13 protein-coding genes are annotated in these 12,243 nt (G+C 61.6%); 10 read left to right on the top strand and 3 right to left on the bottom strand.

The genetic code is table 11. The features are described 5' to 3' along the window. Positions 1–6: 6 nt before the first annotated feature. The 3 genes from AC13C2_RS09730 to AC13C2_RS09720 all read right to left on the bottom strand — a co-directional run bounded on the left by AC13C2_RS09730 (position 7) and on the right by AC13C2_RS09720 (position 3,561). Positions 7–1,143, bottom strand: a complete 1,137-nt coding sequence (locus AC13C2_RS09730) for a carbohydrate ABC transporter permease (protein WP_092761381.1) — start codon at positions 1,141–1,143, stop codon at positions 7–9. Further along, complete coding sequence (locus tag AC13C2_RS09725; RefSeq protein WP_339639967.1) at positions 1,143–2,147, bottom strand: carbohydrate ABC transporter permease; 1,005 nt, start codon at positions 2,145–2,147, stop codon at positions 1,143–1,145. The genes AC13C2_RS09730 and AC13C2_RS09725 overlap by 1 nt, the downstream gene beginning before the upstream one ends. A 64-nt stretch (positions 2,148–2,211) precedes the next feature. After that, on the bottom strand, positions 2,212–3,561 hold the full coding sequence (locus AC13C2_RS09720; RefSeq protein ID WP_482886694.1) for an ABC transporter substrate-binding protein: 1,350 nt from the start codon (positions 3,559–3,561) through the stop codon (positions 2,212–2,214). Positions 3,562–3,796: 235 nt separating this feature from the next. On the opposite strand from AC13C2_RS09720, the gene AC13C2_RS09715 reads away from it, so the two are divergent. From AC13C2_RS09715 to AC13C2_RS09670, 10 genes are all read left to right on the top strand, one after another. Then, on the top strand, positions 3,797–4,822 hold the full coding sequence (locus AC13C2_RS09715) for a substrate-binding domain-containing protein (RefSeq protein WP_092761376.1): 1,026 nt from the start codon (positions 3,797–3,799) through the stop codon (positions 4,820–4,822). Next, positions 4,819–6,138 carry a GH1 family beta-glucosidase gene (locus AC13C2_RS09710; protein WP_482887004.1) on the top strand — a complete coding sequence of 440 codons (1,320 nt, stop codon included), beginning with the start codon at positions 4,819–4,821 and terminating at the stop codon, positions 6,136–6,138. Before AC13C2_RS09715 ends, AC13C2_RS09710 begins: the two co-directional genes overlap by 4 nt. A 13-nt stretch (positions 6,139–6,151) precedes the next feature. Next, positions 6,152–7,114, top strand: a complete 963-nt coding sequence (locus tag AC13C2_RS09705) for a glucokinase (RefSeq protein ID WP_092761374.1) — start codon at positions 6,152–6,154, stop codon at positions 7,112–7,114. A 102-nt stretch (positions 7,115–7,216) separates the two neighbouring features. Further along, positions 7,217–7,528 carry an STAS domain-containing protein gene (locus tag AC13C2_RS09700; protein WP_482886693.1) on the top strand — a complete coding sequence of 104 codons (312 nt, stop codon included), beginning with the start codon at positions 7,217–7,219 and terminating at the stop codon, positions 7,526–7,528. Then, positions 7,525–7,896 (top strand): response regulator, encoded by a 372-nt coding sequence (locus tag AC13C2_RS09695; RefSeq protein WP_092761372.1) that lies wholly within the window; start codon positions 7,525–7,527, stop codon positions 7,894–7,896. The genes AC13C2_RS09700 and AC13C2_RS09695 overlap by 4 nt, the downstream gene beginning before the upstream one ends. Next, entirely contained in the window at positions 7,896–10,097 is a 2,202-nt protein-coding gene (locus AC13C2_RS09690) for a chemotaxis protein CheA (RefSeq protein ID WP_482886692.1), read from the top strand. Before AC13C2_RS09695 ends, AC13C2_RS09690 begins: the two co-directional genes overlap by 1 nt. Next, on the top strand, positions 10,094–10,606 hold the full coding sequence (locus tag AC13C2_RS09685; protein WP_092761368.1) for a chemotaxis protein CheW: 513 nt from the start codon (positions 10,094–10,096) through the stop codon (positions 10,604–10,606). The genes AC13C2_RS09690 and AC13C2_RS09685 overlap by 4 nt, the downstream gene beginning before the upstream one ends. Further along, a complete protein-coding gene (locus AC13C2_RS09680; protein WP_482886691.1) occupies positions 10,603–11,472 on the top strand; it encodes a CheR family methyltransferase in 870 nt (289 codons plus the stop codon). Before AC13C2_RS09685 ends, AC13C2_RS09680 begins: the two co-directional genes overlap by 4 nt. Then, on the top strand, positions 11,463–11,849 hold the full coding sequence (locus AC13C2_RS09675) for a response regulator (protein WP_092761364.1): 387 nt from the start codon (positions 11,463–11,465) through the stop codon (positions 11,847–11,849). The genes AC13C2_RS09680 and AC13C2_RS09675 overlap by 10 nt, the downstream gene beginning before the upstream one ends. Further along, positions 11,850–12,173 carry a hypothetical protein gene (locus AC13C2_RS09670; protein WP_092761362.1) on the top strand — a complete coding sequence of 108 codons (324 nt, stop codon included), beginning with the start codon at positions 11,850–11,852 and terminating at the stop codon, positions 12,171–12,173. The last annotated feature ends 70 nt before the right edge of the window (positions 12,174–12,243 follow it).

Here is a 12,243-nt window from a genome sequence, read left to right as displayed (position 1 = left end):
GTTATCCTATTTCACGGAGCCGGCAAGCAGGCCGCGCACCAGATAGCGTTGCATGGTGAAAAACACCAAAAGCGGAACCGCGATGGAAATGAAGGCCGATGTCGCCAGAATTTCCCAATCGCCGCCGCGCGACCCCATCAGGTTAACCAGCCTTCCCGTCAAGACCAGACTGTCGTCATCCGCGCCCAGAAACACGATCGCGACCAGCAGGTCATTCCACGTCCACAGGAACTGGAAGATCGCGAAACTGGCCAGCGCCGGAAACGACAGCGGCAGGATGATCTTGGTAAAAATCTGAAAATCGCTGGCGCCGTCGACCTTGGCATTTTCGATGATGTCGCGTGGCAGGCCGACCATGTAGTTTCGCAACAGGTAGATGGCGAGCGGCAGGCCGAATCCGGTGTGCGCCATCCAGACGCCCAGGTAACCCTTCCCGATTCCGATATTATTGTGAAGCTGCAGCAGCGGGATCAGCGCCAGTTGCAGTGGCACCACCAAAAGGCCGACGATGGCCGCGATCAGCAGTGCGCGGCCGGGAAATTCCATCCAGGCAAGGGCGTAGGCCGCGAAGGCCGCGATCAGGATCGGGATGACCGTCGCCGGGATCGAGACCGTCAGCGTGTTGATGAAAGCCTTTCCGATGCCCGCCGCTGCCGTGCCCGAGAACAGAACGTTGCGGTAATTGTCGAAGGTGAATTCGGGCGGGCTGGAGGCGGTCAGGAAGACACGCGGCAGGCGTGTGCCCTCGGTCGTATCAGGACTGGTCAGGAAGAAACTGCTGTCCTCGGCGACGGTCAGGGTCTGGCCGTCGCCGATGTCGACAGTCTCGCCCGGCGCATAGGCCTTGGGCGCGCGCGACGACGCGCCCCAGGCACTGACCGTGGTATCGCCCGCGATCAAACGCCCCTCGATGGTGAAAGCACCGTCTGCGGGAACCTCCTCACCTTCGATGCGGATGGCGGGAAGCTGGCTTTCCTGCGTCGACAGCGCCTGCCACCAGCCGGAACTGCTGATCTGGTCGCCGGTCCGGAACGATGACACGAACAGGCCGACAGTCGGAAACAGCCAAAGCGCCACAAGGACGGCGACGGAGATGTGAACGGCCCACTGGAGGGACGATCTGGTCCCGGCGATGTTATCCATCAGCGCATTTCCTTGTTGGCGCTGTAGACGTTCCAGATCAGGATCGGCGACACCAACAGCATGATGATCATCGCCGCCGCCGATCCGACGCCCCAGTCGAACGACCGGAACAGCTTGTCGTACATGTAGTTGGCCAGAACCTGCGTCTCCCACTGGCCGTTGGTCATGGCCAGAACGATGTCGAAGACCTTGAGCACGACCAGCGTGATCGTCGTCCAGACCACGACGATGGTCGGCATGATCTGTGGCACCTTGATGCGGAAAAAGATCGTCCAGGGCGATGCGCCGTCTACGATGGCCGCCTCGACCGTTTCTTCGGGAATGCCGCGCAGGGCCGCGCCCAGAATGACCATGGCGAAGCCGGTCTGAATCCAGATCAGAACGATCATCAGCAGCAGGTTGTTCCAACCCGGAATCGTCAGCCATTGCTGTGGCTCGCCCCCGAAGGCGACCCAGAGCGCGTTCAGAACACCGATCTGGTCCGTGCCTGGCGGGCGGGCGTCATAAATCAGTTTCCAGATGACGGACGCACCGACGAAAGAAATCGCCATGGGCATGAAAATCAGCGATTTGGCGATATTGCCCCACGAAATCCGGTCGGTCAGCTGCGCGGCAATCAGACCGAAGGCGGTCGAGGCGGCGGGCACGACAACCAGCCACATCATGTTGTTCAGAATGGCTTCGCGGAACTTCGACTCCCCGAACATCTGCACATAATTGTCGAGGCCGACGAATTCGCTGCCGCCTCCGGCCACACGGTCATTCAAGGACAGCCAGAAGGTCGCGACCACCGGGTAGGCAAGGTAGAGGCCAAGCGCCAGAAGCGCCGGGGCAAGGAACAGCCAGGGCCTGATCGCATTCGCCCGATTGATGTTTCGCCCCGCATTGGGGCCGCGCGGCGGGAAAATCACGTTGTCCAGCAGCAGGTTGGACAACCAGAAATAGCCGATGCACCCGCCCACGCCCAACACTATGGTAATCAGTCCGAGTAACGCGGGGTTCATGGCGGGCCTCCGATCATGGAAAGGGCCGCCCACGCAGTCTGCGGGCGGCCCGGTAAGACACGCCTCAGTTGGCGGGCCAGCTTTGCTCGATCTCTGCGGCGACCTCGGCGGCGTCCTTGCCCCCGGCATAGTCGACCATCCCGGTCCAGAAGCTGCCTGCGCCCACGGCGCCCGGCATCAGGTCGGACGCATCGAAGCGGAATGTCGTGGCATCCAGAAGGATATCGCCCTGCTTCTTCAGCGTATCGTTGGCATAATTGGCGGTGTTGACCGATTTGAACGGCGTCAGGAAGCCCGACTGAGCCATCCAGATTTCATGCGCGATGGGCGTCTTGAGGAATTCCAGAAATGCGCGGGCCCCATCGCCGTCCTTGGTAATGAAGGCCAGCGTGCCTGCGCCCAGAACCGGATTGCCCAGATCTTTGCCAGCGTAGGACGGCATGTAGAAGAAGTCGGCGTCCAGACCCAGTTCGATCCCATCGGGGAAGAACGTCGGAATGAAGCTGGCCTGATGGTGCATGTAACACTGCGGCGGGCTTGCAAACAGGCCTTTGGGGCTGTCGCGGAAGTCGGTCGAGGCGACAGCCCCCGCCCCACCGGCGACGAAATCGTCGTTGCGGGCGAAATATCCGAACTCCTCGATGGCGCCGATGACGGCAGGGTCGTCGAACGGAATCTCGTGGTTGACCCATGCGTCATAGGTTTCCGGTGGCTGCGTACGCAGCATCATGTCTTCGACCCAGTCGGTGGCGGGCCAGCCGGTCGCACCGCCCGACCCCAGACCGATACACCAGGGCGTGCCCCCGTCGGCGACAATCTGTTCGGTCAGCGCCTTCAACTCTTCCATGGAAGTGGGGACTTCATAGCCCGCGTCCTCGAAGTTCTCAGGCGAATACCAGACCAGTGATTTCACGTCGATTTTATAGGGGAAGGCATAAAGGCGGTCTTCGCCGTCCGGCCCGGCATAGGTGCCCAGACTGACCCAGCTTTCGCCAGCGGCGTAGTTTTCTTCAAGCCACGTTTGCGTCTCATCACCCAGCGGTGTGATGAAACCACGGCTGGCCAGGTTGGCGATCAGGCCGGGCTGCGGCAGGACGGCGACATCCGGCGGACTGCCCGCTTCGGCGTCGATCACGATCTGCTGCTCGTAGTTCTCGGATGAAGAATATTCCACGGTCGCGCCGGTCGCATCCTCGAAATAGGCGATGACATTCTCGACCAGGGCCTGATCATCGCCGCGCCACGGACCGAACACCGTCACGGTCTGGCCGGTCAGGTCATTGGCTTCACCGAATGCCGTCAGGCTGTCCCAGTTGAAGTCACCCTCACCGGGGGTGAATGCCAGGTGCCCTTCGGCGGATGCGATCCCCGCGGTCAGCATCGCCACGGCGGTGCCGGTCAACAGATTTTTCATCTTTCCTCCCAGTAGGCATTTCTGCCTGTTCTCGCTGCGCTGCGGCGTAATAACCAAACCGCTTTCATGTTGCGAGATTGTCCGAATGTGACATCTATGTCAACGATCACAATGGCTCAGATGCCATGCTGGCAATGGCAATTTGAGCTTGCGCGCGACCTGCTTTGAGGGGCACCAATATGACCATCCGGATAATACTCGGAAAATTTGAAAACGCTTTATATGGGAGGTTCGGGTGAACCTCAGGGAATTCTCGAAGGTTTTGGGTTTGTCGCCTACCACGGTCAGCCGGGCGCTCGGTGGCTACTCCGAAGTGAAGGAGGAGACCCGTCGCCGTGTCCACGACGCCGCCATCGCCCATGGGTATCGTCCCAATCGACGCGCCGCGGCCCTGGCGACCGGGCGCGCCATGGCGATCGGCCATGTGATCCCCACTGCCTTCAACCACGAGATGGTGAACCCTGTGTTCGCCGACTTCATTGCGGGTGCCGGCGATGTCTATGCAAAGGCCGGATACGATATGCTGTTGTCAGTGGTGTCGGACGGCGACGAGGAACGCGCCTATCGTCAGATGGCCAGCGCCGGATCGGTGGATGGGCTGATCGTTCATGGGCCAAGAACAGGCGACCCCCGGATCGCGCTGTTGCAAACCACCGGCCTGCCGTTCGTCGTCCATGGCCGCGCCCCGGTCGAGCCGAAGGATTACAGCTATGTCGATATCGACAATATGCGGGCGTTCAAGCGGGCAACCGATCTTCTGCTGGATCTTGGCCATCGGCGGATCGGCTTTCTCAACGGGATCGAGACGATGGACTTCGCGCGTCGACGCCGTGACGGGATGACGTCAGCATTGACGGCACGGGCTGTGGAACTTGATCCGGAGTTGATGGCATCGTCCGAAATGACGGAACTCAGCGGCCATTCCGGAGCCTTGTCGATGCTTGCTCTGCCTGATCCGCCGACCGCGTTTCTGGTTTCGTCACTTATCATGGCAATCGGTGTGCGCCGGGCGATCGAGGACCGTGGCTTGCGGATGGGACGCGACGTCTCTGTCGTGATCCACGACGATATGCTCAGCTATCTGGCCAACGGGGTCGAAGTGCCGATCTTCACGGCCACGCGATCCTCGGTCCGGGCTGCAGGACGGCGTTGCGCCGAGATCCTGCTGGACCGGATCGGCGACGACACCCCCCCGCCCGTGCAGGAGACATGGGAATGCGAACTGGTTCTCGGGGCGTCCACGGGGCCGGCACCGACATGACAGACTTCACCTTCAGACGCAGCGATTTTCCCGACGGATTTCTGTTCGCCGCCGCCACCTCGGCCTATCAGATCGAGGGGCATGCATATGGCGGTGCAGGACGGACCCATTGGGACACTTTCGCCGCCACGCCCGGCAAGGTCGAAGGCGGCGAAAACGGCGATATCGCCTGCGATCATTACCACCGCTGGCCCGAAGACCTCGATCTGATGCGCGATCTGGGGCTGGACGCCTATCGGTTCTCGACGTCATGGGCGCGGGTGATGCCGGACGGCGTGAACGTCAACGCGGAAGGTATTGATTTTTATGATCGGCTGATTGATGGCATGCTGGAGCGCGGGCTGAAACCAATGGCGACCCTGTATCACTGGGAACTGCCCGATACGCTGGCACATCTTGGCGGCTGGACGGTTCGCGACATCCCTGAACGGTTTGCAGATTTCGCCGCGCTGATCGGCGACCGGCTGGGCGACCGGCTGTTTTCCGTCGCACCGATCAACGAGCCTTGGTGCGTTGCCTGGCTCAGCCATTACATGGGGGTCCATGCCCCCGGACTGACCGACCTTGGCGCGGCGGTCCGGGCGATGCACCACGTCGGCCTGGCACACGGATTGGCCATTCAGGCCCTGCGCGGCGCTGGCGCGACCAATCTGGGGGCCGTCTGCAACATGGAATATGCTATCCCGGCCAGCGACAGCCCGGAAGATCGCGCCGCAGCACAGCGATATGACGGCATCTACAACCGGTGGTTTGCCGGGGCGATGATGCAGGGAAGCTACCCCGTCGATATTCTCGAGGGGTTTCAGGCGTATCTGCCGAACGATTGGCAAGGTGACATGAAGATCATATCGCAAGATATTGATTGGTTTGGTGTAAATTATTATACATGCCAGCGGATCGCGGCTGGCACCGGGGACTGGCCAAATATGGAACTGGTTCAGGGGCCGCCCCCCCGAACGGAAATGGGATGGGAAATCTGCCCCGAGGGTTTCGATTGGCTGCTGCGCCGGACCGTCGCCGACTATACCGGCGACACCCCGCTTTTCATCACCGAGAACGGCATGGCCAATCGTGACACCGCCGCCCGTGCCGACGTCGAGCGCATCGCATATCTGGACGCGCATGTCACCGTGGCCCGCGAGTTGATTGCCGAAGGCCTGCCGCTGAAGGGCTATACGTTCTGGTCGCTTTTGGACAATTATGAATGGGCGCTGGGCTATGACAAGCGGTTCGGTCTGGTCCATGTCGACTTCGCGACACAGGCGCGCACGCCCAAGGCAAGCTATCACGCGCTTGCCCGCGCGCTGGCCGATTGATACGGGCTTGAGCATGTCAGATGCGCTCTTCCTCGTGGCCGATGTCGGCGGAACCAATACCCGCGTGGCCATGGCCGAGGGTGGCATCGTCCTGCCTGACACGATCCGCCGCTACTCCAATCGCGACTTCGCCAATCTTGCGCCTGTTCTGCGCCAATACCGCGTCGACCTGCCCGGACCCGACCCGGTGGGCGCCTGCGTTGCCGTCGCGGGTCCTGTGGCCGAAGGGCGGGCCGAGCTGACCAATCTCGACTGGTCGATCGACACTGCACGCCTGATCGAGGCGACCTCTGCGCGACAGGGCGCGATTCTCAACGATCTGCAGGCGCAGGGCCATGCTCTGGGTCATCTGTCGGCCGATGCCTGCCAGACGGTGATCGCTGTTGATGGCGTCCCGGAAGCCGTCCGACTGGTCATCGGCGTCGGCACCGGGTTCAATGCGGCCCCCGTCCATCAGACCGCGCAGGGCCGTCTTGTCCCGGCCTGCGAAGCCGGTCACGCCAATCTGCCGATCCGCACCGAAGCCGAACTGCGGCTCTGCACCTTCGCCTCGACCTCTCACGGGTTTCCGGCGGTCGAGGATGTGTTATCGGGGCGCGGTCTGGAACAGGTTTATCGCTGGCTGGCATCCGAGGCAGGCAGCACCGACGAACTTCTGGCCGCCGAAATCATGCAGCGGGTTACATCCGATCCCCGGGCGCAAGCCGCCGTGCAGCAGTTCATCCGCATCCTGGGCACCGTGGTGGGTAATCTGTCGTTGATCCACCTGCCGCTGGGCGGTGTGTATCTGGTCGGCGGCGTAGCCCGCGCGATGGCCCCGCATCTGGCCGCGATGGGCTTTGCCGAGGCCTTCCGCGACAAGGGCCGGTTCGCCGGATTCATGGCGAATTTTCCGGTGCATCTGGTGACCGACGACTTTGCCGCCCTGACCGGATGCGCGGCGCATTTGCGCGAGATCATCGAACACTCGGAATGATCGGCATTCAAGGGTTGGTCCGGTAACGGTTTCTTAGCGACCTGCGATTAGGCATGCCTCATCCAATTGCGAGAGGCGGTGTGCGATGCAACTGACGACAGCATGACTGATGGCGGCACGACTGCCTCCGAAGGTCGGGGCGAAACGATCGTCCTTGCCGACCGGCTCGACATCGTGACAGCACGCGATCTGCGCACGGCGGTGCTGGCGGCGGCTTGCGACATCGTCCTGGACGCGAGCCATGTTTCGGTCATGACGGCACCTGCAATTCAGGTTCTTGCCGCGGCGCGTGATCATCAGATGGCCGGACAGCACAGTCTGCGGATCGACCGTCCCTCGGCGGCGTTCATGGCATCGGCGCGGATACTGGGCGTGTCGCTTGAGCGGATGCAGACGGCGGAGTGTCCGACATGAGGGTTCTGGCCATAGACGATAGCCGGACAATCCGCGACATGGTGCGCCTGACGCTGGAACGCGAAGGTATCGAGACGACCCTTGCCGAAGACGGACTCCACGGGATCGAGGTGCTGGACGGGCTGGAAAAGCGCCCCGATGCCATCCTGACGGACCTGAACATGCCAAGGCTCGATGGGTTCGGATTCATTGAAAGGATACGCAAGCAGGAGAAATATTCGGGGATACCGATCCTTGTCCTCACAACCGAAAATGCACGCGAATTGAAATTGCGCGCGCGCGCCGCCGGGGCGACGGGCTGGATCGTCAAACCTTTCGATCCCGCCCGACTTGTCGGGGCATTGCGGACTGTGACCGGACTGACCTGATGGATCCGATGGACGCGATCAGGGTCACTTTCTTCGAGGAATGCGCGGAGCTTCTGGAAAGTCTGGAGGCCGGGCTGCTGGCGCTGCACGCCGGGACGCAGGATGCCGATACCGTCGATGCGGTTTTCCGGGCCGTGCATTCGATCAAGGGCGGTGCTGGAGCCTTCGGCCTGAAGCCGCTGGTCGCGTTCTCGCACGAATTCGAGACGGCTCTCGATGCACTTCGCAGTGGCCGCCTCGCCCCGGACGCCGCCGCCGTCAGTGTATTGCTGCGAGCCGGAGACCAACTCGGCGACCTTATCGAAGCCTGCCGCAACGGCGATACGCCCACCCTGCCAGATACGGCGGATTTGATGGGCTTGCTCGCCGGGACGGACGATGCTGCTGTCAGCTCCGATCCGGCGGTGGATTTTGCACCGGTTATGCTGGATCTGGATGTCGCGCCCCTGTTCGATGACGCCTTTACGGACATGCCGGAAACGACAGGTGTCCCTGATAATCGCACCTGGATCGTTACATTTGAACCGCTTCCTGATCTTCTGATCAGCGGGAATGAACCGCTGTTCCTGTTTCGCGCTCTTGAAGTCCTCGGCCGGATCGAGGTCGAGGCTCTTCTCGAAGGCCTGCCCCCGCTCGGGAACATGGACCCGCAGGTGCTTGGCCTGCGGTGGATGATCCGGCTGATCCCAAGTGCACCAGATCTTACCGAGACCGAGATCGAGGCGATATTCGAGTTTGCCCTCGACCTTTGCGTCCTCGACATCTGCCTGGCCCCGGCCCCAACCATCGCCCTGACGTCCGCTCCTGTCACCCATCAATCCGTAACCCCGCCCATGGAAGGATTGCGGCAACAGCCCGATGAGCCGGGGCTCGACAGTCTGCCCGACACTGAGCCGTGCAGCCCGCGCCCGCCCGACGCGCCAGCGACGCCGCTCCCTAAACCGCCCCCGATGACAACCATTCGGGTCGACCTGGAGCGCGTGGACCGGCTGGTGAACCTGGTCGGCGAACTCGTCATCAGTCAGTCGATGCTGGCACAGGGCATGATCCGAGCCGGTCTGGATCAGCATTCGGAAGCGGTAACCAACCTTGACGACCTGCAACAGCTGACGCGCGACATGCAGGACAGCGTCATGTCGATCCGCGCCCAGCCGGTCAAATCGTTGTTCCAGCGGATGACCCGCATCGTCCGCGAGGCGGCGCAGTCCACCGGCAAAGACGTACGCCTTGAAACCGATGGTGAAGGTACTGAAATCGACAAGACCGTCGTCGAACGGCTTGGTGATCCGCTGACCCACATGATCCGCAACGCTATCGACCATGGGCTGGAAGATCCCAAGGCACGTACTGCGGCTGGAAAGCAACCGACCGGAGTGGTGCGCCTGTCGGCCCGGCAGCAATCGGATCGTGTCGTAATCGAGGTATCGGACGACGGTCGCGGCGTTGATCGAGATCGCGTTCTGGAACGGGCCATCGCCCGCGGCCTGGTGCCCGCAGGAAAAATACTGGACGCAGGCGAAATTGACAGATTGCTGTTCTTGCCGGGTTTCTCGACATCGGAGACTGTGTCGTCATTGTCGGGCCGTGGCGTCGGAATGGACGTGGTGCAGCGTGCGATCCGCGATCTGAACGGCACTATCGCAATCACATCGACCGAAGGACTCGGTTGCGCGATTTCGATCAGCCTGCCGCTGACCCTGGCAATCCTTGATGGTATGATCGTGCGCAGCAACAGCCAGCGAATGGTGATACCGCTCTCTGCAATTATCGAAACGCAAACCATCAGTGCCGCGCGGATCGAACGGTTAGGCAGTCGGCAGACGGTAGTTCAGCTCCACGATCGCTTCGTTCCGATGGTCGATCTGGCGCAGGGCATGGGCTTTCCGTCCGCCTTACGTTCCCGCTCAGATGGCAGCGCCGACTGCGATGCGGCCGATGATGACGACAATGCCCTGTTGTTCGTGCAATCCGACGATAGCGGCCCCTTCGCCATTCGGGTCGATGCCATCGAGGCTCAGCGACAGGTGGTCATCAAGGGCCTCGGCGAGGATTTCGGCCATGTTCCCTGCGTTTCCGCTGCCACCATTCTTGGCGACGGTCATGTCGCACTGATTGTCGATCCGGCCGGAATCGCCGCGACATCTGGTCTGCAGACCAAACGTCCGACACCCGCCCTTTTTCCTGAGAGTTCGCTTCAATGAACCAGACCGCCACCATCGCCCCATCCGTCGCTGCCGCTGGTCCGGTCGATCCGCTTGAGGACCGCAGCGAATTGCTGACATTCCGCTGCGGCGGTCAGCGCTATGCTGTCGACATCATGTCCGTACGTGAAATTCGCAGTTGGAGTCAGCCGACACCCCTGCCCCATGCCCCGCCTTTCATGCGCGGCATGGTCAATCTGCGCGGCTCGGTCCTGCCTGTCATGGATCTTGCCCATAGGTTGGGCAGCCCTCCGACAGATGACGATCCGCGCAATGTCATCATTGTCATTCAGGACCGGGCCCGCGTTCACGGCCTCTTGGTGGAGGCGGTTTCGGACATCGTGCATCCGCGGATGGACCAGTTGCAGGACGTGCCGCAGGTCGGGGACGGTGATGACAATGCGATGGCGGACCGGCTGTTTGTGGTCGACGATGTGATGATCCAGGTCCTGCTCATCGCGCGCATCCTCCCACCTATCGGAACGCAATTCGCTGGGACGATGACGTGATCGCGCTTGCCGACCGATCTTATCGGGCAATCGCTGCGATCGTTGAGCGCGAAGCCGGACTATATATGCCCGAGACGAAAAAGACCTTTCTTGCGTCCCGCTTGCAACGACGCCTGCGGTTTCATGGGCTGAACGATTTCGAGACCTATGTCCGGCTGATAGGCGATCCGGGTGCGGCCGGTACGACCGAGCGGCGGCACCTCGTATCGGCCCTGACCACCAATGTCACGGCAATCTACCGCGAGCCACATCACTTCGATCTGCTGGCGCAGCACCTGCTGGACCGTCGGCGGCAGGGTGTGGAGGCGGGCGGCGGATTGCGGATATGGTCGGCGGGGTGTTCCACGGGGGAGGAGCCACTGTCCATCGCCGCGGTCTGTCTGCATGTCTTCGGGCCGAGCTGGACAAATGATGCCCAGATCATCGCCACCGATGTAGATCTGAGCGTGTTGGAAACGGCCCGCACCCGCGACGACAGCGCCACGCTTGGACCTGCCCTGGCGGCGGTTTCGAGTTTGCCTGGAGGACGCACCCGAGATCTGCCGCAAGCTCCCGATCACCTTCTTGCGCTGCTGCGTGGGGGAATAACATATCGGCATCACAACCTGCTGGATGATCTCGACCTGCCCGGCCAGTTCGACGTCATTTTCTGCCGCAACGTGACTATCTATTTCAGCGCGGTCGTACAAAAAGCAGTGCATGAACGGTTGCGGGCGCGCCTGGCTCCTGCCGGAATGCTGGTACTTGGTCACTCCGAGCGCCTGCTGGGTGACCGACCCGAACTGGTATCTGCCGGTCGCACGACCTTTCGACGTCCCTTACCGGATGAAAATGTTTTAGCCCGAAAGGCCATCCGATGCCGTTGAGGGACATGTTGCGCGTTCTTGTCGTCGACGACATGTCGACCAGCCGGGGGATCCTGCTGCAGGCTCTCGATACGCTTGGGATAGGCAACGTGAGCTATGCTGAAAACGGCAGAACCGGCATGCTTTACGCGCGTGAGAAAGTTCCGCATCTGGTGCTGTCCGATCTCTATATGCCGGAACTGAACGGGCTGCAGCTTTTGCAGCATCTCAGGGCGGAACCCTTGACCCAGAAGGTCGGGTTCATTCTGATCTCGGGGCGGGGCGATGCCACGGTCATCGAGACGGGGCAGAGGCTCGGGATGAACAATTTCCTGACCAAGCCTTTCACCGCGGCACAGTTGAAAAGCTGTATCGAAGCGGTGGTGGGTCGCCTGTAGATGACCGTCTGTTCCGGGGATTTCGCGGGCCGCGTTGCGAGCGAATGCCGGGAGGCGGCGTTTCGTCTTCTGCGCCTGCAAGATGCCATCAGCGAAGAAATCGCGGCCCAGGATGTATCCGGCCGTATGATCGCTGAGCTTCAGGTCCTGGATCAGGTCAGCCAGACGATCGCCGATCTGGGAGAGGTCTTTGCAAAACTGGCAGTTGCCGACGGGGAACCGATTTCCCTCGCCACTATCGCGCTCGCGCGGCAGAAGAGCCTTCGACAACGGCTCAGCGGTCAGCCCGATCTCGGGGAAACGGATGGCGACGAATTGTTCTGACGGGCACGCGCTACAGAGATCTGCGGCGGTAGATCCGGTTCAACCGATTGTACTGCTATCCGAAATTAGC

The sequence above is a fragment of the Jannaschia sp. L-14R genome, assembly GCF_056857695.1.
This window is presented reverse-complemented; position numbering and strand designations above follow the sequence as displayed.